Annotated in this window: 20 protein-coding genes, 6 tRNA genes and 1 pseudogene; 6 read left to right on the top strand and 21 right to left on the bottom strand. The window is 62.1% G+C overall.

Annotation, left to right across the window (positions count from 1 at the left end; translation table 11 throughout):
* Positions 1-242: 242 nt before the first annotated feature.
* The 8 genes from murB to ACSSVC_RS12875 all read right to left on the bottom strand — a co-directional run bounded on the left by murB (position 243) and on the right by ACSSVC_RS12875 (position 7,097).
* Positions 243-1,262: a UDP-N-acetylmuramate dehydrogenase gene (gene murB / locus ACSSVC_RS12910; protein ID WP_492612346.1), complete on the bottom strand. Its 1,020-nt coding sequence runs from the start codon at positions 1,260-1,262 to the stop codon at positions 243-245.
* The gene (locus ACSSVC_RS12905) at positions 1,259-1,723 is read right to left on the bottom strand and encodes a low molecular weight protein-tyrosine-phosphatase (protein WP_123725733.1); all 465 of its coding nucleotides are present in this window, start codon (positions 1,721-1,723) and stop codon (positions 1,259-1,261) included. The genes murB and ACSSVC_RS12905 overlap by 4 nt, the downstream gene beginning before the upstream one ends.
* Positions 1,723-2,487 (bottom strand): 3-deoxy-manno-octulosonate cytidylyltransferase, encoded by a 765-nt coding sequence (kdsB, locus tag ACSSVC_RS12900; RefSeq protein ID WP_346631907.1) that lies wholly within the window; start codon positions 2,485-2,487, stop codon positions 1,723-1,725. Before kdsB ends, ACSSVC_RS12905 begins: the two co-directional genes overlap by 1 nt.
* Entirely contained in the window at positions 2,484-2,669 is a 186-nt protein-coding gene (locus ACSSVC_RS12895; protein WP_011060103.1) for a Trm112 family protein, read from the bottom strand. Before ACSSVC_RS12895 ends, kdsB begins: the two co-directional genes overlap by 4 nt.
* A gap of 23 nt (positions 2,670-2,692) precedes the next feature.
* Positions 2,693-3,703 (bottom strand): tetraacyldisaccharide 4'-kinase, encoded by a 1,011-nt coding sequence (lpxK, locus tag ACSSVC_RS12890; protein ID WP_346631908.1) that lies wholly within the window; start codon positions 3,701-3,703, stop codon positions 2,693-2,695.
* Positions 3,703-4,131, bottom strand: a complete 429-nt coding sequence (locus ACSSVC_RS12885) for an ExbD/TolR family protein (RefSeq protein WP_346631909.1) — start codon at positions 4,129-4,131, stop codon at positions 3,703-3,705. Before ACSSVC_RS12885 ends, lpxK begins: the two co-directional genes overlap by 1 nt.
* Entirely contained in the window at positions 4,128-4,763 is a 636-nt protein-coding gene (locus tag ACSSVC_RS12880; protein ID WP_025128684.1) for a MotA/TolQ/ExbB proton channel family protein, read from the bottom strand. Before ACSSVC_RS12880 ends, ACSSVC_RS12885 begins: the two co-directional genes overlap by 4 nt.
* Before the next feature lie 102 nt (positions 4,764-4,865).
* Complete coding sequence (locus tag ACSSVC_RS12875; RefSeq protein WP_492612345.1) at positions 4,866-7,097, bottom strand: DNA internalization-related competence protein ComEC/Rec2; 2,232 nt, start codon at positions 7,095-7,097, stop codon at positions 4,866-4,868.
* Positions 7,098-7,236: 139 nt separating this feature from the next.
* On the opposite strand from ACSSVC_RS12875, the gene ACSSVC_RS12870 reads away from it, so the two are divergent.
* Positions 7,237-7,752, top strand: a complete 516-nt coding sequence (locus tag ACSSVC_RS12870; protein WP_346631911.1) for a DUF2062 domain-containing protein — start codon at positions 7,237-7,239, stop codon at positions 7,750-7,752.
* Between the two features lie 53 nt (positions 7,753-7,805).
* On the opposite strand, the gene ACSSVC_RS12865 is transcribed toward ACSSVC_RS12870, so the two are convergent.
* From ACSSVC_RS12865 to ACSSVC_RS12850, 4 genes are all read right to left on the bottom strand, one after another.
* The gene (locus tag ACSSVC_RS12865) at positions 7,806-8,585 is read right to left on the bottom strand and encodes an ABC transporter permease (RefSeq protein WP_102863930.1); all 780 of its coding nucleotides are present in this window, start codon (positions 8,583-8,585) and stop codon (positions 7,806-7,808) included.
* Positions 8,582-9,514 carry an ABC transporter ATP-binding protein gene (locus ACSSVC_RS12860; protein ID WP_346631912.1) on the bottom strand — a complete coding sequence of 311 codons (933 nt, stop codon included), beginning with the start codon at positions 9,512-9,514 and terminating at the stop codon, positions 8,582-8,584. The genes ACSSVC_RS12865 and ACSSVC_RS12860 overlap by 4 nt, the downstream gene beginning before the upstream one ends.
* A gap of 132 nt (positions 9,515-9,646) precedes the next feature.
* The gene (locus ACSSVC_RS12855; RefSeq protein WP_404938762.1) at positions 9,647-10,270 is read right to left on the bottom strand and encodes a glutathione S-transferase family protein; all 624 of its coding nucleotides are present in this window, start codon (positions 10,268-10,270) and stop codon (positions 9,647-9,649) included.
* Between the two features lie 42 nt (positions 10,271-10,312).
* Positions 10,313-10,972 (bottom strand): transglutaminase-like domain-containing protein, encoded by a 660-nt coding sequence (locus tag ACSSVC_RS12850; RefSeq protein ID WP_346631914.1) that lies wholly within the window; start codon positions 10,970-10,972, stop codon positions 10,313-10,315.
* 228 nt (positions 10,973-11,200) lie between these two features.
* Between ACSSVC_RS12850 and ACSSVC_RS12845 the strand changes: the two genes are divergently transcribed.
* The gene (locus tag ACSSVC_RS12845; RefSeq protein ID WP_492612344.1) at positions 11,201-13,648 is read left to right on the top strand and encodes an acyl-CoA dehydrogenase; all 2,448 of its coding nucleotides are present in this window, start codon (positions 11,201-11,203) and stop codon (positions 13,646-13,648) included.
* Between the two features lie 85 nt (positions 13,649-13,733).
* Positions 13,734-14,141, top strand: coding sequence for a PA2817 family protein (locus tag ACSSVC_RS12840; RefSeq protein ID WP_346631916.1), 408 nt, complete (start codon positions 13,734-13,736; stop codon positions 14,139-14,141).
* Positions 14,142-14,298: 157 nt separating this feature from the next.
* On the opposite strand, the gene ACSSVC_RS12835 is transcribed toward ACSSVC_RS12840, so the two are convergent.
* Positions 14,299-15,252: a LysR family transcriptional regulator gene (locus ACSSVC_RS12835; protein ID WP_123725726.1), complete on the bottom strand. Its 954-nt coding sequence runs from the start codon at positions 15,250-15,252 to the stop codon at positions 14,299-14,301.
* 89 nt (positions 15,253-15,341) lie between these two features.
* On the opposite strand from ACSSVC_RS12835, the gene ACSSVC_RS12830 reads away from it, so the two are divergent.
* Together ACSSVC_RS12830 and ACSSVC_RS12825 are read left to right on the top strand one after the other, a co-directional pair.
* The gene (locus ACSSVC_RS12830) at positions 15,342-15,968 is read left to right on the top strand and encodes an alanyl-tRNA editing protein (protein ID WP_446440149.1); all 627 of its coding nucleotides are present in this window, start codon (positions 15,342-15,344) and stop codon (positions 15,966-15,968) included.
* Between the two features lie 42 nt (positions 15,969-16,010).
* On the top strand, positions 16,011-16,643 hold the full coding sequence (locus ACSSVC_RS12825) for a LysE family translocator (protein WP_123725724.1): 633 nt from the start codon (positions 16,011-16,013) through the stop codon (positions 16,641-16,643).
* 124 nt (positions 16,644-16,767) lie between these two features.
* Here the strand turns inward: ACSSVC_RS12825 and ACSSVC_RS12820 are convergent.
* The 6 genes from ACSSVC_RS12820 to ACSSVC_RS12795 all read right to left on the bottom strand — a co-directional run bounded on the left by ACSSVC_RS12820 (position 16,768) and on the right by ACSSVC_RS12795 (position 17,439).
* A tRNA-Gly gene (locus ACSSVC_RS12820) sits at positions 16,768-16,843 on the bottom strand.
* A 3-nt stretch (positions 16,844-16,846) separates the two neighbouring features.
* Positions 16,847-16,922, bottom strand: a tRNA-Glu gene (locus ACSSVC_RS12815).
* A 104-nt stretch (positions 16,923-17,026) separates the two neighbouring features.
* A tRNA-Gly gene (locus ACSSVC_RS12810) sits at positions 17,027-17,102 on the bottom strand.
* Between the two features lie 3 nt (positions 17,103-17,105).
* Positions 17,106-17,181 (bottom strand) — tRNA-Glu (locus ACSSVC_RS12805).
* Positions 17,182-17,285: 104 nt separating this feature from the next.
* Positions 17,286-17,361 (bottom strand) — tRNA-Gly (locus ACSSVC_RS12800).
* 2 nt (positions 17,362-17,363) lie between these two features.
* Positions 17,364-17,439: transfer RNA gene (locus ACSSVC_RS12795), tRNA-Glu, on the bottom strand.
* Between the two features lie 367 nt (positions 17,440-17,806).
* On the opposite strand from ACSSVC_RS12795, the gene ACSSVC_RS12790 reads away from it, so the two are divergent.
* A complete protein-coding gene (locus tag ACSSVC_RS12790) occupies positions 17,807-18,577 on the top strand; it encodes a hypothetical protein (RefSeq protein ID WP_346631919.1) in 771 nt (256 codons plus the stop codon).
* Positions 18,578-18,646: 69 nt separating this feature from the next.
* On the opposite strand, the gene ACSSVC_RS12785 is transcribed toward ACSSVC_RS12790, so the two are convergent.
* Both ACSSVC_RS12785 and ACSSVC_RS12780 read right to left on the bottom strand, forming a co-directional pair.
* Positions 18,647-19,510 carry a methyl-accepting chemotaxis protein gene (locus tag ACSSVC_RS12785; RefSeq protein ID WP_371826160.1) on the bottom strand — a complete coding sequence of 288 codons (864 nt, stop codon included), beginning with the start codon at positions 19,508-19,510 and terminating at the stop codon, positions 18,647-18,649.
* Positions 19,508-19,732: pseudogene (locus ACSSVC_RS12780) on the bottom strand (HAMP domain-containing protein); the annotation flags it as partial. The gene ACSSVC_RS12785 and the pseudogene ACSSVC_RS12780, both read right to left, overlap by 3 nt.
* Positions 19,733-20,048 lie beyond the last annotated feature (316 nt).

Raw genomic sequence — 20,048 nt, 5'->3', positions numbered from 1 at the left:
CGCATTCTATGAGGTGATGGGGTCGAGCCATCTGCCACGCAGCAGCGCGGCTGCAATACGCGCAGATCGGCTCAGGCTAATCGGGCTCTCTTGTGAAGACGGGGCTTCACCAGGCCTTTGGGGACGACAAATACTCACATTGTTAGCAAGCTAAGTTAAGTCGTCATGCATAAAAAAGCCTTGCAGGGTGTCAACCGTGCAAGGCTTTGGACTCAAGCGCTGAGCTTAGTTCAAGAGCGGCCTCAATACAGATTCGGCTCCATCTCCAGCTCGACACCGAAGCGCTCGGCAATATCGCGCTGGATGCGCCGGGACAACTCCAACAGCTGCAAGCCTGTGGCCGTACCGTAGTTCACCAGCACCAGGGATTGCAGGCGATGAACGCCGGCATCGGCATCGCGAAAGCCTTTCCAGCCCGCCTGCTCGATCAGCCAGCCGGCCGCCAGCTTCACTTGCCCATCGGCCTGGGGATAACCCACCAGCCCCGGATGCGACTGCTTGATCTGCGCCGCCAACATCGCCGATACCACCGGGTTCTTGAAGAAGCTGCCGGCATTGCCAAGCACCGCCGGGTCGGGAAGTTTCTCGCTGCGGATACTGCAAATCGCCCGGCTGACATCCCTGGCGGTCGGCTGTTCGATGCCCTGTTCACTCAGGCGCTGACGCACCGGACCGTATTCCAGATGCAGGTGATCGACACGATTGAGGGCAAAACGCACCCGCAGAATCAGCCAGCGACCGGCCTGATGCTTGAACAGGCTGTCGCGGTAGGCGAACTGGCACTGGGCCAGATCGAAGTCCCGCAGCTCGCCGGTCTGCCGGTCCAGGGCGGTGAGACCGACGAACACGTCCTTGATCTCGACACCATAGGCACCGATGTTCTGCATTGGCGCGGCGCCGACGGTGCCGGGGATCAGGCTGAGGTTCTCCAGCCCGGACAAGCCCTGCTCCAAAGTCCACTGCACAAAGGGATGCCAGGTTTCGCCGGCCTCGGCTTCCACCACCACCCGCTGCCCATCATCGCTGAGCAAGCGAATGCCACGGGTGGCCATGCGCAGCACCAGTGCCCGGATATCCGCAGTCAGCAGCAGGTTGCTGCCACCGCCAATCACCAGCAGTGGCAACTGCTGATCGGCGCAATAGGCCAGGGCCTCGCGCACGTCGTCATCACTGTGGGCCTGGGCGAACCATTGCGCCCTGACCTCGACCCCGAAACTGTTGAACGGCTTGAGGGACACATCGGATTGAATGTCCAGGCTCATAACCGCCCCTTCAATTCGATCACCAACCGGTCACAGGCATCCTCGATCAGGTCCAGTACCTGCTCGAAGCCCTGCTCACCGTCGTAATACGGGTCCGGCACTTCATCCAGCGGCGCCTCGTAGCGGCGCAGGAATAGGTCCAGCTCGGCTTTGCCCCGGGCCGGCTGCAAGGCCTTGAGGTTGCGCAGGTTGCTCTGGTCCATGGCGAAAATCAGGTCATACACGGCGAAATCGGCGCTGCCGACCTGCTGCGCCCGTTGCGCAGAAAGGTCGTAGCCGCGCCGCAAGGCCGCCTGCTGGCTGCGCTTGTCCGGCGCCTTGCCGACGTGCCAGTCGCTGGTACCGGCGGACGCGACCTGAACCTGATGACCCAGGCCGGCTTCATCCAATTTGCGGCGCAGCACGCCTTCGGCGGTGGGCGAGCGGCAGATATTGCCCAGGCAGACAAACAGAACCCGCATCAAGCCTCCAGCAGGCGCCGAACGCGCTCAAGGTCTTCGGCGGTATCGACGCCGGTGGGAGGCGCTTCCAGAGCATCGGCGACGTGGATGCGCACGCCGTGCCACAGGGCACGCAACTGCTCCAGGGACTCGGTGTTTTCCAGCCAGCACGGACCCCAGCTGACGAAGTCATGGAGAAAACCCGCACGGTAGGCGTAGATACCGATGTGCCGGCGATAAGGCACGCCTTCCGGCAGCTGATCACGACACTTGGCAAAGGCATCCCGGGCCCACGGCAAGGTGGCGCGACTGAAGGTCAGGGCCAGGCCGTTGAGGTCAGTGACCACCTTGACCACGTTCGGATTGAACAGGGTCTCTGCGTCCTCGATCGGCTCGGCCAGGGTGGCCATGCGCGCTTCGGTATGGGCCGCCAGGTTGGCCGCCACCTGATCGATCACCGAAGGTGGAATCAGCGGCTCATCGCCCTGGACGTTGACCACAATGGCATCTGCCGCCAAGCCGAGCTTGCCCGCGACTTCCGCCAAACGATCGGTACCCGAGTTGTGATCTTCCCGAGTCAGCAGCGCTTGCGCGCCAAAGCCCTGGCAGACCTCGACGATACGCTGATCATCGGTGGCCACCACCACCCGCTCGGCGCTGCTCTTGCAGGCCTGCTCCCAGACCCACTGGATCATCGGCTTACCGGCGATCAGTTGCAGGGGTTTGCCTGGCAGGCGGGTGGAGGCGAAACGCGCCGGGATGACCACGGTGAAGGCGCTGCTCATTTGTCCAGACGCTCTTCGGTGGTCAGGGTACGGGCCTCGCTTTCCAGCATCACCGGAATGCCATCGCGAATCGGATAGGCCAGGCCGGCGCCCTTGCTGATCAGCTCGGTCTTGTCGGCGCTGAGTTTAAGAGGGCCTTTGCAGATCGGGCAGGCCAGGATGTCGAGCAGTTTGGTGTCCATGAGGATTCCCTGGATAAAAGCTATTAAGGCAACAGACGATCAGGCAGCAGACGCATCAGTTGGGTATCGAACCAGGCGATGAAGGCCGCGGACGGCACGGCGTCCACCGCCAGGTACCACCAGTCGGCAGCCGCAAAGTCACGGCACTTGACCGCATCTTTTTCGGTCATGACCAGCGGCAATGACGGGGTGAAGGCCAAGGCCTGCGCACTGTATTGGGCGTGATCGGCAAATGCATGGGGGACAGGCCGCCAGTGTAGCGTTTCAAGGGTATTGAAGAAACGCTGGGGGTTGCCGATACCGGCCACCGCGTGCACCGCCTGCCCTGGCGCGAAGTGCTCCACCGGGCGGCGCTCGCCGCTCTGCAGATTGACCAGCGCCGAAGGCTTGAGGTGGAAGGCAAAACCGTCGGCGCGATCATCAAAGGCGCCGTTGTAGAGCAGTGCATCGACACTCTCCAGGCGCTCCACCGGCTCGCGCAGGGGGCCGGCCGGCAAACAGCGGCGATTGCCCAGGCCGCGGGCCGCGTCGATCAGCACCAGCTCCAGATCACGGGCCAGGCGGTAATGCTGCAGGCCATCGTCGGAAAGAATCAGGTCCAGCGGTTCGGCAGCCAGCAAGGCCTGCACCGCGCGGCTGCGATCCGGGTCGATCATCAGGGGCACGCCACAGCGCTGCACGATCAACAGCGGTTCGTCGCCGGCCACCCCGGCACTGTCAGCGGCAGTCACCCGCCAGGGCAATTGCGGCGGCTTGGCGCCATAGCCGCGACTGACCACCCCGACCCGCAGGCCCAGGCGCTGGCAGTGCTCCACCAACCACAGGATCAACGGCGTCTTGCCGGTGCCACCGACGGTGATGTTGCCCACCACGATCAAGGGCACCGGCGGTTGATAGATAGCCCCCTCACCTGCCAGGAAACGCTGGCGCTTGCCCACCACCACGCGGCGGTACAGCCATTCCAGGGGCTGCAGCAGTTTCAGCGCGGGATGGCCGTTGTACCAGGCGGCGAGCAGACGATCAGAAAGTGCCATCAGGGTGCCGGCGCCGCCTCGACGGTGGTCATGCGCAAATGGCTGAAACCGAGCTTGCCGGCCGCGTCCATGGCAGTGATCACCGCTTGATGTTGTGTCTTGCCGTCGGCACTGATGGACAGCGGCAGGTTGGTGTCTCCCGCCGACTCCTTCTGCAAGGCGTCCATCAGGGTCGCCAGGTCATTCTTGGGCAGCAACTGATTGTTGACCGAGAACACGCCATCGGCGCTGATGGCGATATCCAGCTGCTTGACCTGCTGGTCTTCGGCGGGCGAGCCGCTGACCGCTTCCGGCAGATCGACCCGCAGTTGGGTCTCCCGGGTAAAGGTGGTGGTGACGACGAAAAACAGCAGCAGGATGAACACCACATCGATCAACGACGCGAGGTTGATGTCCACGGTTTCCCGGGGTTTGCGACGGAATTTCACGCTTTGCCCTCAGCCAGGTCGACATCGCGGTCGCCCTGGATCACTTCCACCAGCTTGATCGCTTCCTGCTCCATGCCCACCACCAGTTCATCGACCCGGCGCTGCAGGAAACGGTGGAAGAACACCGAAGGAATACCCACCATCAAGCCTGCAGCCGTGGTGATCAGTGCCTTGGAAATACCACCGGCAAGGACTGCGGCGTTGGTGGTCATCCCCGACCCCATGAACGAACTGAAGATATCGATCATGCCCAGCACCGTGCCCAGCAGGCCCAGCAGGGGCGCCATCGCGGCGATGGTGCCGAGGGCGTTGAGGTAGCGTTCCAGTTCGTGAATGACCCGGGCCGCGGCCTCCTCGATGCATTCCTTCATGATCTCGCGACCATGCTTGGAATTGGCCAGGCCCGCCGCCAGAATCTCTCCCAGGGGCGAATCGGCACGCAGCTCCTTGAGTTTTTCCTTATTGAGTTGCTTGTCCTTGATCCAGCGCCAGACCTGACCCAACAAATGGGGCGGGGTGACTCGGCTGGCCCGCAGGGTCCACAAACGCTCGGCGATGATGCCCACAGCCGCGATGGAACTCAGAATGATCGGCAACATCATCCAGCCGCCGGATTTGACCAATTCCCACACAGTGACAGTCCCCTCGAAAAAGTGCGCCACTCTAACATAGGGGCTGGACGCACCGAAGACCGTGATGTCGCATGCTCAGGGGCTTTAATAACCCACGGTTATTTAAGGCATTGCTGGCGAGTCGCGCCAGAAACGCCGCTGTTGCCGCAGGCTTTCAGGCTGCCCGAAAGCCCCCAGTCGCAGCTTCAGTGCGCCTTGCTCGGCACTGTCATGGATCGCCACGCCCAGTTGCCGGTAGCGCGCCACCACCTGGGGGTGAGGATGGCCAAAGGCATTGCCCCGCCCCCGGGAAATCAGCACCGCCTTCGGTGCCAGCCGCCGGAGCAAGGCCATGGACGATGAGGTACGGCTGCCATGATGGGGCGCCTGCAACCAATGAGTGCGAACCGCCAGCGGACTGTCGAGCAAGGCCCGCTCAGCATGGACGTCGATATCGCCGGTGAGTAGCAGGCGTTCGCCGCCGGCCTCGACCAGCAGCACACAGGAAGCCTGGTTGCCGTCTGCAGCCGCCGCCCACTGCCAAAGAGTGAAGCGTGCACCATTCCAGCCCCAGCTCAGTCCGCTATCACAGGGGGCTGATTGCAGGGCGGCGGGCAAGGCCCCGGGCTCACCACTGCGCACCTGGCTCACCGGTATCCCGCGCTGGACTGCCAGGGCGCCACCGGCATGATCGTTATCGGCATGGCTGAGCAGCATCAAGTCCAGCCGTTGAATGCCAAGCTTACGCAGCGTCGGCAGCACCACTCGCTCCCCCAGGTCGAAATCCGCGACTCGCGCACCGGCGTCATACAACATCGCGTGATCACGGGTACGCAGGATAAACGACAACCCCTGCCCCACATCCAACTGCCAGACCTCCACCTCTCCCTCGGGCACGGGGTCCTGGGGAGGCCAGACCGCCAGCAGCAACAGCGGCCAACCCAGCACCCGCATTGGCACGCCCTTGGGCAACAGCAACAACAGCGCCCCCAAGCTGCTGATGCCCCAAAACCAAAGGGGTATCAACGGCGCCACCCAGGCTGGCCATAATCCGGCCATCGCCCCCAATAACCGGAACAACCCATCCAGCAAGCCCCCCGCCAGCCATAACAGGCCTTCGCCCACATAAGGCACAGGCAGCAACAGACAGCCCAGCAACGCCGGGGGCAGGACCAGCAGACTGATCCAGGGCACGGCCAGCAGATTGGCCAACGGACCACTGAGACTGATGGGCAAGCCAAGGGCCAGCAATGGCGGCAACAGGCCGATACCCATCAGCCACTGGGCACGGGTCCAGCTCTGCCACCAGCGCCAGGTGCCCAGGCGCCCGGCAAAGGTGAAGATGAGTACCGCCACTGCCGCAAAGGACAGCCAGAACCCAGGCTGCAAGCTGGCCAGGGGCTCGAACAACAGCACTGCATTCAACGCCAGCAACAAGGGCCACCAAGCCCGCAGATGACGAAAGCGCAAGCGCCAGAGCAGCACCAGCGCCACCATCACGCAGGCCCTCTGCACCGGCACATCGAACCCTGCCAGCAGGCCGTAGCCCAGTGCCCCGCCAAAGGCCAGGGCACAAGCCCAGGGCAGCCAGGGCCAGCGCGCGGGCCAGAGTCCGTAACGGGCCAGCCCTGCCACTGCAAGGTAGATCACTCCAGCCAACAGGCTGATGTGCTGCCCGGATATCACCATCAGGTGCACCGTGCCGGTGTCCTGCAACAGTTGCCAATCTTCCCGCGTCAGCCCCGAACCGTCGCCCATCACCAACGCCGCCAGGCCTGCGGCGCGGCCGTGGGCCTCGACCTCAAGTACACGCTGGCGCAGACCGTCACGCCAGGCCTGACGAGCCGGCGCCAGTAGTTGTCCGTCCTTGACCGTGCCGGTGGCCCCAATGCGCCGGGCCAACAGCCAGGCCTCGTAATCGAAACCGTGAAGATTGAGCAGACCCGCAGGCCGCCGCAGCTTGACCGCCAAGCGCCAGCGCTCGCCGCTATTGACGGGCGGCCCACCGTGCCAGGCCAGGCGAATTCGCCGTGGCAGGCGCTCTCGCCGGGACTGAGCATCCTTGAGCTCAAAGCGCACCACGCCCGCTCCCGGTTCCGGCAAGCCGAGCACCCGCCCTTCCAGCCAACGGGTTTGCCCATCCAGAGACTGAGGCAGGCGATCATCTAGCGCCCATTGCCCGGATGCACAGGCCCAGGCCAGACCGAACAAAAAAAATGCCACCGGATGTGTACGAAAAGGCAGCAACATCAGCCCCCCTATCGCCATCAGCAGCAACAACCAGCCGGGCGGCAGCACCGGCATGAAACCCAGCGCCAGCAGCCCTGCGGCCAACGCCAGCATCGCCATAGCCATCAGTCAGCCCATCCTTGGCAGTCCCTACTCTTGGCTTAGCCGAGGATCGCAGGTGCGGCTTTATCATTTGTCACAATGTCTGAATTTTCGCCGACTAGAATCCGGTCATAATCGTCGCCTGACCTGACCGAGAAGCCTTATGCCCCGGCACTTATTCAAACGTTACATGCCAGATCCGGTCAGCATCCGGGAACACAAGTCCTTACGCTTTCTCGGCACACTGCTGCATGACGCCAACCTCTGGCACCTCAATCGTCACTCGGTAGCCCGAGCCATGGCTGTAGGCCTGTTCGCGGCCTTTATCCCGATCCCGATGCAGATGCTGCTGGCTGCAGTGCTGGCCATCTGGTTGCGGGGCAACATGCCCATCAGCGTCAGCCTGGTCTGGCTGACCAACCCCATCACCATGCCGCCGGTGTTCTTCTGTACCTATCAACTGGGCGCCTGGCTGATGAATGTGCCGCCGCGCACCCTGCCCGACGAACTGACCTGGGAATGGATCAGCAGCCAGCTCAGTACCCTGTGGCAACCCTTCCTTCTCGGCTCGGTGGTGGCCGGACTGGTGCTGGGGGCGCTGGCCTATTGCCTGACCATGCTCTACTGGCGCTGGTGGGTCGGCCGCCAATGGCACAGGCGCAAGCAACAGCGGCGATGACAAACGAAAACGGCCTCCCAAAGGAGGCCGTTTTCAGTACACCATCACGGCGTTTACTGACGCATGCCGCGCCCGCTGACCAGCAGTCGGGCACAACCGATATAGAGCACCACGGTGGCTACCAGCATGAAGGTGATGGCCACGCTGATCTTGATGTCCGAAACCCCGAGAATGCCGAAACGGAAGGCGTTGACCATGTGCAGCACCGGGTTGGCCAGGGACACGGTCTGCCAGAACGGCGGCAACAGATTGATCGAGTAGAACACTCCGCCCAGGTAGGTCAGGGGCGTCAGCACGAAGGTCGGAATAATCGAGATATCGTCGAAGTTGCGCGCGAACACCGCGTTGATAAAGCCCAGCAGCGAGAAGATAGTCGCCGTCAGCACCACCACCAGCACGGTCACGCCCAGGTGATGCACCTGCAGCTTGGTGAAGAACAGCGACAACAGGGTCACGATGATCCCCACCATCAAGCCCCGCAGGACCCCACCCAGGGTGTAGCCGATGAGAATGGTGTGGGGCGATACCGGCGACACCATCAATTCCTCGATGGAGCGCTGGAACTTGCTGCCGAAGAAGCTCGACACCACGTTGCCGTAGGAGTTGGTGATCACCGACATCATGATCAGCCCGGGCACGATGTACTCCATATAGGTGAAACCACCCATATCGCCGATCTGCCGACCGATCAGGTTACCGAAGATGACGAAGTACAGAACCATGGTAATGGCCGGCGGCAGCAGGGTCTGCGGCCAGATCCGGGTAAAGCGTCGGACCTCGCGATAGACAATGGTGTTGAGCGCCACCAGATTGGGTTTCAACTCCGAACTCATACCGCCACCTTCGACAAATTCTTCTCCACCAAGGACACGAACAACTCCTCAAGTCGGTTGGTTTTGTTACGCAGGCTCAAGACCTCGATGTTCTGCAGAGCCAGTTGGCCGAACAGCGCCGTGATACCCACAGCCTTGTCCACCTGGACTTCCAGGGTGTGGCTGTCCACCAGCCGAGTCGGGTAGCCCACCAGTTGCGGCGCCACATTGAGATCGTGCTTGAGGTCGAGCAGGAAGGTTTCCACATGCAACTGGCCCAGCAACTGACGCATGCTGGTGTTCTCGACGATGGTGCCGTGATCGATGATGCCGATGTTGCGGCACAGCTGCTCAGCCTCTTCCAGGTAATGGGTGGTGAGGATGATGGTGATGCCTTTCTGATTGAGCTCGGTGAGGAAGCTCCACATCGAACGGCGCAGCTCGATATCGACCCCGGCAGTGGGTTCGTCGAGGATCAGCAGGCGCGGCTCGTGGACCAGGGCCCGGGCAATCATCAAGCGGCGCTTCATGCCGCCGGACAGGGAGCGTGACGGCACATCGCGCTTGTCCCAGAGGCCGAGCTGGGTCAGGTACTGCTCGGCCCGCTCCTTGGCGATCTTCGCCGGAATGCCGTAATAGCCGGCCTGGGTGACGACGATGTCGAAGGTCTTTTCGAACTGGTTGAAGTTGAACTCCTGCGGCACCACACCGATGCAGCGCTTGAGCGCCGCCGGTTCACGATCCAGATCGTGACCGAAGACATTCACGGTGCCGCTGGTCTTGTTCACCAGGGTCGAAAGAATGCCGATGGTGGTGGATTTACCGGCCCCGTTAGGGCCAAGCAGGGCGAAAAAGTCACCTTCGGCGACATCCAGATCGATACCACTCAGGGCCTGGAAACCGTTGCCGTAGGTTTTGGTTAGCTGCCGGATGGACAGAGCGGAACTCATATCGGATTCATGCACCAAGATGGGGGAATTTTATAAGTAAGGGCGGCCTGGCTGGATTGCAACGACGCCAGGCGCTCGCCATGTTGCGGGTCGAGGCCACGCAAGTACAGTCACCCGTATCGATAGTGGGTATTAAGTCAACGCGGTCATCACCGCCTGACGATAGGCCGGACGCTGCTTCAAACGCTGGTACCAGGCCTCAAGATGGTGCATCGACGGCCGTTCGATGGGCATCTCGAACCAGGCATAGATAAAGCTGCCAAGCGGGATATCGCCCACACCGATTTCTTCTCCCGACAGATAGGGCTGCAAAGCCAGCGCCTGATCGACCCGGGTCAGCAGCTCGGCGCAAGTGGCCTTGGCGGCATTGATCTGTTGCCAGTCCTGCTGCGCTGCGGGGGTGCGCAATACGCCCCAGAACAAATGCCGGAACGGTTCAGCGAAGGTCGAGGTGGTCCAGTCCATCCACTTCTCGGCGCTGGCCCGGGCCTGCACATCGGCCGGGTACCAGTGGCTATTGGCGGCATGCCGGGCTGCCAGGTAACGCACGATGGTGTTGGACTCCCAGAGCACAAAGCCATCGTCTTCAATCAGTGGGATGCGTCCATTGGGGTTCAGTGCCCGATACTCCGGGGTGTCCACTACGCCAAAGGCACCGCCGGCATCCAGGGACTCATAAGCCAGCCCCAGCTCTTCAGCACACCACAGCGCCTTTCTGACATTCGACGAGTTCTTGCGACCCCAGATCTTCAGCATGACCATCCCTCAGTAATGAATGCCGGGGCAGTCTACGCCTGATCAGCCGCGACTCAAATCGCCGTGCATGTCCCCCAGCGCCACAGGGCTCTGCTCATTGAACAGATGGGGATAGCACTTTTCCAGGTGAGCAAAGAACAGGCTCTGCGGTACATCGGCGAAGCGCCCGTGGTCCACCAGGTATTCCATGGACTGGTCGCCCTGGCGGTTGAAGGGGTGGAAAACGCTGTCCTGCACACCGTCAAAATCCAGCGGCGCCACATCGAACAGCTCGCACAGGCTCTGATTGAACGCTGGCGTCGCCTTGACCCAGCGTCCGTGCAGATACAGCTCGGTGTAGCCGTGCATGGCGAACACATCGCTGCGCAGCAACTCAAGCAGACGGGGCGTCGACAGATGATTGCGCACATCCGCCAGACCGATACGTGCAGGAATCCCGCAATGACGGGCGCAGCCGGCCAGCAAAGTGGCCTTGGGTACGCAATAGCTTTCGCCGCTGGCCAGGGCATGGCTGCCCCGCAAGGTCTCGGGATCGCGACTGAAGGCGTAGAAGTTGTAGCGCACGGCCTCACGCACTGCGTAGTACAGGCTCACCGCCTGCTGTCGCGGATCACCACTGGCACCGCGATGAGATTCGGCGAACTCCACCACGGCAGGGTGGTCACTATCGATGAAGCGGCTGGGACGCAGGTACTCGTGCATGGGCAAAACCTCCGAGCGAAGCCTGGAGTCTATCGAGGCGTCCGCCCCAGCGATAACGACGTTTCGGCCAAAGGTCAGGGTCGGCTCGATCCAATCGGGCCGGGTTTGCAAACCCTGGCTCGACGGCAAAGTCCACTGCTGTACCCGCACCGCCCCGATCACCCGCTTTGTCGGAGGCCGACTAAGCTCTGAAGGTGATTTGGCCCCTGGTTTCATGGAGGATTGAATATGCTGTTGTTGTGGATACTGGTTCTGCTGGTTGGGGTGGCCTATCTGGCGCACCGCCGAACCGCCCCTCTGCCCGCCCTGGGCGCAGTGGCCGTTTTCCTGCTGGCCATGGGCGCCTTCAGCCGAGCACCCGGCTGGCTGTTGCTGGTTTTCTGGGTAGTGCTGGCGGCCGTTGCCGCGCCTTTGCTGCTGCCGGACCTGCGACGCAAGTACTTCAGCGCACCGCTGTTCAGCTGGTTCCAGAAAGTACTGCCACCGATGTCGCAAACCGAACGCGACGCCATCGACGCCGGTACCGTGTGGTGGGACGGCGAACTTTTCAGCGGCCGCCCGGATTGGAACACCTTGCTGGCCTATCCCAAGGCCCAGCTGACCGATGAAGAACAAGCCTTTATCGACGGCCCCACCGAAGAACTCTGCGCCATGGTCAGTGACTGGCAGATTGGCCAGCATATGGACCTGCCGCCCGCGGCCTGGACCCATATCAAGGAACATGGCTTCTTTGCCCTGATCATTCCCAAGGAGTACGGCGGCAAGGGCTTTTCCGCCTACGCCCACTCTCAGGTGGCGATGAAGCTGGCGACCCGCAGCGGCGACCTGGCCTCCACGGTCATGGTCCCCAACTCCCTGGGCCCTGCGGAACTGCTGCTGCATTACGGCACCGACGAGCAACGCAACCACTACCTGCCACGCCTGGCTCGTGGCGACGACATCCCCTGCTTCGCCCTCACCGGCCCGCTGGCGGGCTCCGACGCCGGGGCCATGCCGGATACCGGCATCATCTGCAAAGGCCAATGGCAAGGCGAGGAAACCCTCGGCCTGCGCCTGAACTGGGAAAAGCGCTACATCACCCTGGGCCCGGTAGCCACCCTGCTGGGGCTGGCTTTCAAGGCCCACGACCCGGATCACCTGCTGGGGGACGAGGAAGATCTGGGCATCAGCCTGGCGCTGATTCCCACCGACACCCCGGGGGTCGACATCGGCCGTCGTCACTTGCCTCTGGGCGCCGCCTTCATGAACGGCCCCAATTCCGGAAAGGACGTGTTCATCCCCCTGGACTTCCTCATTGGCGGTCAGGAAATGCTCGGCAAGGGCTGGATGATGCTGATGAACTGCCTGTCGGTGGGCCGTTCCATCTCACTGCCAGCGGTGGGCACCGGCGCCGCCAAGTTCACCAGCCTGGTGACCGGCCAGTACGCCCAGGTACGGGAGCAGTTCAATGTGCCCCTCAGCGCCTTCGAGGGGATTCAGGAAGCCCTGGCCCGCCTCGGCGGCAATGCCTGGCTGATGGACAGCGCGCGCATGCTGACCGCCAACGCCGTGGACCTGGGAGAGAAACCCTCGGTGCTGTCGGCGATCCTCAAGTACCACCTCACCGAGCGCGGACGCGAGTGCATCAGCCACGCCATGGACGTGCACGGTGGCAAGGGCATCATCATGGGCCCCAACAACTACCTGGGCCGCAGTTGGCAGGGCGCGCCGATCTTCATCACCGTGGAAGGCGCCAATATCCTCTCGCGCAACCTGATGATCTTTGGCCAGGGGGCAATCCGCTGCCACCCCTTCGTGCTCAAGGAAATGGCCCTGGCCGGGCGCGAGGACCATGACCAGGCACTGAAGGAATTCGATGCCCTGCTGCTCCAGCACATTGGTTTTGCCGTAAGCAACGCCGCCAGCACCCTGGTGCTGAACCTGGGCCTGGGCCACTTCGAACAGGCCCCGGGAGACAAGCTCAGCCAAGGCTACTTCCGCGCCCTGAACCGCCAGGCTGCGGCCTTCGCCCTGCTGGCCGACGTGTCCATGATGCTCCTGGGGGGCGAGCTCAAGCGCCGCGAGCGTCTGTCGGCGCGCCTGGGCGACGTGCTCAGCCACCTGTACCTGGCCTCGGCAGCCCTCAAGCGCTATCACGATCTGGATTCACCGGAGTACCTGCGGCCCCTGCTGGCCTGGGCCCTGGAAGAAAGCCTTGGCCACTCCGAACGCGCCCTGGACGAGTTGCTCAGCAACTTCCCCAGCCGAGTGTTCGGCTGCCTGCTACGGATATTGGTGTTCCCCTTCGGCCGTCGCCATACCGGGCCGTCGGACCGCCTGGATGCCGAAGTGGCGGCGATCATTGGCCGCGCCCAGGGCGACCCGGCCCTGGAAGCGGTGCTCGCCGGCTGCTATCGCCCGCAATCCACGGACGATCCGGTAGGCGCCCTGCAACACGCCTGCAACCTGCTGAGTGCAGCTCATCCACTGCAGAAAAAACTCCACGAAGCACTGAAAAGCGGCCAGGTCAAACCGGCTGCGGGCGAGTCGCCCATCGATGCAGCCCTGGAGGCGGGCGTGCTGCAAGCGGCCGAAGCCCAGAGCCTGCGGGACGCCGAAGCGGCGCGACGCAAAGTCATCGACGTGGATGATTTCGCCAAGGAAGAACTGACCTTGAGCGAGGGCAAGACCCGCTAAGCGGGTCCCTCGGGACAGGTCGATTATGAAACCGGGCGCGGGGGCTATATACTCCCGCGCCCGTTTTGCTCTTGAGGACCCTGTCATGTCCAACGTCGTCGCCGATCATCTCGTCCTCCTGGACCACCTGCGCAGCATTCTGGTGGCGGTGGGAGAAGCCGAACAGGTTCCCGAAGAAAGCCACGCGCTGTTCCTGGAGCGCTTCGATGAACTGCGCGCCTCGCTGCCGATCGACCCGATCGAAAGCCAGTACCTGGGCCAGGACCTGCTGTGCCAGATCATGCAGCGCTATCCGCAGATCGCTCATCTGGTGCCTCGCGACCTGCTGTGGTTCTTCGCCGGTGACTGCCTGCACTACATGCCCGATGAAGAAATCGACCTGTACCAGACCCTGGAAGAGCGTCGCTTCGAAGCCGAGCAGAACGACGAGCCCTTCGACTGGAACCAGGAAAAACAGCTGCTGGCGCTCTCCGCCCAGGACAGCAAGCACTGATCGCCGCGCCTCGCGCAGCCAAGGCCCGCCCGGTTTTTCCGGCGGGCCTTTTTTGTTCCCGCCTTAGCGCGTCGTCCTCGTAGGAGCCGGCTTGCTGGCGAAGAGGCCCTTGGGTCTTGCATCGCCCTCAGAGACACCTTCGCTGGCAAGCCAGCGCCTACAAGATGCGTTCTCCTTTGCCGGGGCGGTTCAGGGTCGGCTCCCTGGCCAAGCACTCCACCAGATAATCGATAAAGACCCGCAGCTTGGGCGGCAGGTAACGGGTCGGCGAATGCAGGAGCCAGGCACCGCCGTGGTAGGACGCAAGAAAGGTCCACTCCGGCAGCACCTGGACAATCAGTCCCTGTTCCAGAGCGTGACGCGCGGTGAAATACGGCAGGCTGCCAATGCCCAGGTGCTGGAGCACTGCATCCAGACGCACCCCTGTATGGTTAGCGGCATAACGCCCGCGCACGCCGACAGTCACCGCCTTGCCGCCCTGGGTAAATTTCCACCGCGCATCGCTGGGGGTTTCGCCAAGATAGATGCAACTGTGCTGGCGCAGGTCCTGGGGGTGCAACGGCGTGCCCTGTTCTGCCAGATACTGCGGGGTGGCACACAGCAGGTGATCAATGCGCAACAACTGACGGCCAATCAATCCTGGCGGCGGGCGGTCGGTGATGCGGATCGCCAGGTCGACATTGTCTTCAATCAGGTCGATATCCCTGTCTTCATGCAGCAGTTCGACATCCACCTTCGGGTAGCGCCGAAGAAACTCCGGCATATGGGGATGCACCACGAACCGCCCCACCGCCTTGGGCACACTGACCCGCACCACGCCCTCGGCCTCGTGGGTGAACTGACCGCTGATCTCCATGACCGAACGGGCCGCACTGACCATCTCGCTGCAGCGCTTGAAAACCTCTTCGCCGCCATCGCTCAAGCGCAACTTGCGGGTGGTGCGTTGCAGCAGACGCGTGGCCAGGGCCTTCTCCAGCCGCGAGATGCTGCGGCTCACCGCCGACGGCGAGGAGCCCAGCTGACGCGCCGCTTCGGAAAAGCTGCCGGTTTCAACGACCCTGACGAAGATGGCCATTTCTGCCAGTAAAGGCAGGGGGAGATTTATGCTCATGACGCAATAGTCCATTGAGTTTTGAACGGATTATCACGCAATTGCTCAAGCCTCATAATAAAAAAACACTTGGTTCCAGGGTTTGAGAAATGACGCTTCGCCTGTACTACGAACATGACCTGCTGACTGCCCCGGTAGAACTGCTGACCTGCGTGCCCCGAGATGACCTGTTCGCTGCGACCCTTCACGCCACGCCCTTTCATCCCCAGGGTGGCGGCCAACCCAGCGATACCGGTTTTATTGGCGAGGCCCGCGTGCTGCGGGTCACCCAGGAAGGCGAGCAGATCGTGCATTACCTGACCCAGCCGCTGATGCCGGGAAGCCATGAAGCTCGCGTCGATGAAGAGCAGCGCCTGTTCAACAGCCGCATGCATTCCGCCGGGCACTTGATTGGCCACTTCGTGCAAAGCCAGGGCTGGATACCGGTCAAGGCTCATCACTGGCCGGACGAGGGGCGGGTGTCGTTCAAGCCCGGCGAACAGCCAGGAGAAATCGACTGCGCCAGGGTGCAGAACGCCCTCGCACAATGGATCAGCGAGGATTTCCCCCGGCACATCTCCCTGGCCGCCGGATCGCGCCAGATCAGCTTCGGCCAGTTGCCCGCCTACGGTTGCGGCGGCACTCATGTCCAGCGCCTGAAAGAGCTGGGACGGGTGATCATCGACTCGGTCGCAGAGAAAAAAGGCACCCTTTCGGTCAGCTACAGCCTCGACTGAGCCCCCACGTCTTTACCCACCTTCCTGCCTTGCGGAGTCCGCATGCTGTCCAATTATCTTGGGGAATTTCTTGCCCTGGCCGTCGTTCACTTTCTTGCCGTGGTCGCCCCAGGCCCGGACTTTGCCGTCACCATCCGCCAGAGCGTGCGCTTTGGCCGAATGACTGGTGTCTGTACCGCCCTGGGGATCGGTGCCGGCATTTCGGTGCATGTGCTCTACACCCTGCTCGGGGTCGGCGCACTGATGCACGCGACACCCTGGCTGCTGAGTGCCGCCAAGCTGCTGGGCGCTGCCTACATTCTGTACCTGGGCGTCAGTCTGTTGCGCAGCAAGGCCAAGACCAGCATCCCAGGCGACACGGCGCCGGATGAACCGCAGCAGACGTTGCTGCGGGCCTTTATCACCGGCTTCCTGACCAACGCCACCAACCCCAAGGCGACCCTGTTCTTCCTGGCGATCTTCACCACCCTGGTCAGCGCCACCACGCCATTGAGCATTCAGGCGCTGTATGGCGCCTGGATGTGCCTGGTGAACGCCCTGTGGTTCGTCATCGTCGCGCTGTTCTTTTCCAGCGCTCGGGTCCGCCTGCTGTTCATGCGTCTGGGCCACTGGTTCGAGCGCTGCATGGGGCTGATCCTGCTGCTGTTCGCCGGACGCCTGCTGCTGTCGCTGTAAGCGACCCACGACAAAGGCCCGCACAGTCATCTGACTGGCGGGCCTTTTTTTGTCCATGGCAGGACGAAGCGTTGAATCGCAGACAAACAAAAACGCCGCTCAGTGAGCGGCGTTTTTGTGAGATTGGAGCGGGAAACGAGACTCGAACTCGCGACCCCGACCTTGGCAAGGTCGTGCTCTACCAACTGAGCTATTCCCGCAAATGGCGTCCCCTAGGGGACTCGAACCCCTGTTACCGCCGTGAAAGGGCGGTGTCCTAGGCCACTAGACGAAGGGGACACGCTACCCGGAACACATGGTGTGTGTTTCGGTGTCCAGATCCGTATCCGAAGACTTGGTTCTGGTTTCACTCGACCCTGCCCGAAAGCAGTGCCGTTTAAAATTGGAGCGGGAAACGAGACTCGAACTCGCGACCCCGACCTTGGCAAGGTCGTGCTCTACCAACTGAGCTATTCCCGCAAATGGCGTCCCCTAGGGGACTCGAACCCCTGTTACCGCCGTGAAAGGGCGGTGTCCTAGGCCACTAGACGAAGGGGACACGCTACCCGGAACACATGGTGTGTGTTTCGGTGTCCAGATCCGTATCCGAAGACTTGGTTCTGGTTTCACTCGACCCCGCCCGAAAGCAGTGCCGTTTAAAATTGGAGCGGGAAACGAGACTCGAACTCGCGACCCCGACCTTGGCAAGGTCGTGCTCTACCAACTGAGCTATTCCCGCATTGGCGTCCCCTAGGGGACTCGAACCCCTGTTACCGCCGTGAAAGGGCGGTGTCCTAGGCCACTAGACGAAGGGGACACGCTACAGCATTCACTTCCTTCAACGTTTTGCTATTTGCTTTCCGTTGAAAGTGGCGCGCATTCTATGGATGCTTTGGGAGGCCGTCAACCCCCAGATATAATTTTATTTAAATCAATGACTTCGGAGTAGTTTTAGGCCCACTTGGGGCTTTTCTGCCGTCCGCGCTTTGACGCCTATATTCTGGCACTCGACAAGACGTTATAGTCCTCCGCAGCCGGTGATGGCAATTTGAACCTAGGGATGACCCTGGCGGTTCTATACCTATATAAGCAGCACAACTCATGCCCGGCTCGTCGAGCGGCGCTATGCGTCTAAATGCCAAGCCACTACACTCGCACGCGAATCCTATAACGAGGTTTTAACGGTGACACCACTCATGATCACCCTGCTGGTAATAGCCGGGATCGCACTATTGATCGCCATTGGCTACATGAACCATGTGGTGGAAAACAACAAACTGGAAAAGGCCCGCACCAAAGTCGAACTCAATGATCGCCTGCGGCGCTGCGGCGAGATCACCGAAACCTTCCCTGGCCAGTTCATGTCACCGGCCCTCAAGCTGCTGCTGACACGCCTGGAACTCAATGTTGTGCAGCGCATGCTCAACCTCGACAAGACGGACACCGCTCTCAAGGCGCGCCAGGCCGAACTCAATACCTTGGTGGGTCAGGGCGAATCGATTCCGGTGAACAATCCGCCATCGCCCATCCAGACCGAGGCCAAAGCCAAGGATGTACGCTTCCTGCTGGAGGCCATGCACGGCCAGGTAACCCGTGCCGCCCACGACGGCTTCCTGCAACCCAATGAAGCCAAGCGCTGGATCAAGGAGATCCGCCACATCCTGGTGCTGCTGCATATCGAGTTCTTCAACAACCTGGGGCAATACGCCCTGCAACAGAACCAGCCAGGCCAGGCCCGCCTGGCCTTTGAGCGCGGCGTGCAATACCTGCGCAAGCAACCGGACCCGGCGGTCTACAAGGAGCAGTTGGAATACCTGGATAAGCTCCTGGCCCGCGCCAACTCCATGGTGCTGTCGACCCTGGAGCCGGCGCCAGACGAGGACAACGAGCTGACCCAAGGCCTGAAGACCGTGGAAGCCGACGCCGACTGGAAGAAGAAAGCCATCTACGACTGATATGAAAAACCCCTGCCTGGCACATTCGGCGCCAGGCAGGGGTTCGCTGCAACAGCGCCCTCCTCGCCGCTACAAGCGGAAATGCCCCACCATCCCCTTCAACTCGACGCCCAACTGCGCCAGCTCAATGCTCGATGCTGCATTGCCTTGCATGGCCAGGGAAGATTGGTCGGCACTGGCACGAATGCTGGTGACGCTGCGATTGATCTCTTCAGCCACCGAACTCTGTTGCTCAGCGGCGGCGGCAATCTGCTGGTTCATCTGCTGAATCAACGACACCGCCGCAGCAATACTGCCCAAGGCACTTTCAGTCTGCAGGGCATCGCTGACCGCCAGCTTCACCAGCTCACCGCTGCTCTGGATCTGCTGCACTGAAGAGTCGGCAGCTGCATGCAGTGCAGTCACCAGGCGCGCAATCTCCTCGGTGGACTGTTGGGTACGTTTGGCCAGGGCTCGCACTTCATCGGCTACCACCGCAAAGCCCCTGCCCTGCTCCCCCGCCCTTGCCGCCTCGATGGCAGCATTGAGGGCCAGCAGGTTGGTCTGCTCGGCAACGCTCTTGATGACATCCAGCACGCTGCCGATGTTGTCGATCTCTGCGCTCAGGCTCTCGATGCCGCTGCTGGCACGGGTCGCGGAATCCGCCAACTGCTCGATCCGCTGCATGCTCTGGCGCACGACCTGCTGGCCACTCTCCACCTTGTCATCCGCCGCCTGGGCGGCCTGGGCCGCTTGCTCGGCATTACGCGCCACATCATGCACCGTGGCGGTCATCTGGTTCATGGCGGTGGCCACCTGTTCGGTTTCTTCCTTCTGGGTACTGACTTCAAGGTTGGTCTGCTCGGTCACCGAGGACAGTGACTGGGCCGAACTGGCCAGTTGCTCGATCCCGGCCTGCAGCCCACTGACGATACCGCTCAGGCCACTGCCCATCTGCTGCATCGCCTGCATCAGCTGGCCGATCTCGTCACGCCGGGTCACCGCCACCGTGGTGCTCAGGTCCCCCGCAGCGATCTGCTGGGCCACATGCATCACACTGCGTAGCGGACGAACGATCAGGCGAGTGATGCTCAAGGCCGCCAGCAGCCCCACCAGCAGCGCCAGGGCCGAAGAGCCGATGATCAGCAGGGTGTTTTTCTCCAGTTCCCCCTGCATCGACAGATCTTCAGCGGCATAGGCCTGATCGACCCGCGCCATCACCTGGGCGGCGCGCTCATGCAACGTCTGATAGACCTGTTTCTCCTGGGCCAACAGGCCGGTGTATTCGTTGAGCTTTTCGCTGAAGTTGCCGATGTGCCCAGCGACCTCGTTGAGCACCGTCTGGTAGCCCGCGTCCTTGACCGCGGCCTTCAACTGTTCGGCTTGGGCCTGGGCCTGTTCGGCCTGTTCGATCTTGCCCTGCTCGGCACCGCCCTGCTCATCACCCTTGCGATTCTGGTCCAGGCGCACCCGGGCTTCGTTCATGGCTTGC

This window comes from Pseudomonas sp. E1BtOHC1 (assembly GCF_058744285.1).
The sequence above is the reverse complement of the archived record's forward strand: the minus strand, read 5'-3'. Positions and strand labels throughout refer to the sequence as shown.

What these genes read in the sequence shown, in the direction of transcription:
- murB (WP_492612346.1), bottom strand. Translation starts at nt 1,262, where the DNA reads ATGAGCCTGGACATTCAATCCGATGTGTCCCTCAAGCCGTTCAACAGT.
- ACSSVC_RS12905 (WP_123725733.1), bottom strand. Translation starts at nt 1,723, where the DNA reads ATGCGGGTTCTGTTTGTCTGCCTGGGCAATATCTGCCGCTCGCCCACC.
- kdsB (WP_346631907.1), bottom strand. Translation starts at nt 2,487, where the DNA reads ATGAGCAGCGCCTTCACCGTGGTCATCCCGGCGCGTTTCGCCTCCACC.
- ACSSVC_RS12895 (WP_011060103.1), bottom strand. Translation starts at nt 2,669, where the DNA reads ATGGACACCAAACTGCTCGACATCCTGGCCTGCCCGATCTGCAAAGGC.
- lpxK (WP_346631908.1), bottom strand. Translation starts at nt 3,703, where the DNA reads ATGGCACTTTCTGATCGTCTGCTCGCCGCCTGGTACAACGGCCATCCC.
- ACSSVC_RS12875 (WP_492612345.1), bottom strand. Translation starts at nt 7,097, where the DNA reads ATGGCTATGGCGATGCTGGCGTTGGCCGCAGGGCTGCTGGCGCTGGGT.
- ACSSVC_RS12870 (WP_346631911.1), top strand. Translation starts at nt 7,237, where the DNA reads ATGCCCCGGCACTTATTCAAACGTTACATGCCAGATCCGGTCAGCATC.
- ACSSVC_RS12865 (WP_102863930.1), bottom strand. Translation starts at nt 8,585, where the DNA reads ATGAGTTCGGAGTTGAAACCCAATCTGGTGGCGCTCAACACCATTGTC.
- ACSSVC_RS12860 (WP_346631912.1), bottom strand. Translation starts at nt 9,514, where the DNA reads ATGAGTTCCGCTCTGTCCATCCGGCAGCTAACCAAAACCTACGGCAAC.
- ACSSVC_RS12855 (WP_404938762.1), bottom strand. Translation starts at nt 10,270, where the DNA reads ATGCTGAAGATCTGGGGTCGCAAGAACTCGTCGAATGTCAGAAAGGCG.
- ACSSVC_RS12850 (WP_346631914.1), bottom strand. Translation starts at nt 10,972, where the DNA reads ATGCACGAGTACCTGCGTCCCAGCCGCTTCATCGATAGTGACCACCCT.
- ACSSVC_RS12845 (WP_492612344.1), top strand. Translation starts at nt 11,201, where the DNA reads ATGCTGTTGTTGTGGATACTGGTTCTGCTGGTTGGGGTGGCCTATCTG.
- ACSSVC_RS12840 (WP_346631916.1), top strand. Translation starts at nt 13,734, where the DNA reads ATGTCCAACGTCGTCGCCGATCATCTCGTCCTCCTGGACCACCTGCGC.
- ACSSVC_RS12835 (WP_123725726.1), bottom strand. Translation starts at nt 15,252, where the DNA reads ATGAGCATAAATCTCCCCCTGCCTTTACTGGCAGAAATGGCCATCTTC.
- ACSSVC_RS12830 (WP_446440149.1), top strand. Translation starts at nt 15,342, where the DNA reads ATGACGCTTCGCCTGTACTACGAACATGACCTGCTGACTGCCCCGGTA.
- ACSSVC_RS12825 (WP_123725724.1), top strand. Translation starts at nt 16,011, where the DNA reads ATGCTGTCCAATTATCTTGGGGAATTTCTTGCCCTGGCCGTCGTTCAC.
- ACSSVC_RS12785 (WP_371826160.1), bottom strand. Translation starts at nt 19,510, where the DNA reads ATGGGCAGTGGCCTGAGCGGTATCGTCAGTGGGCTGCAGGCCGGGATC.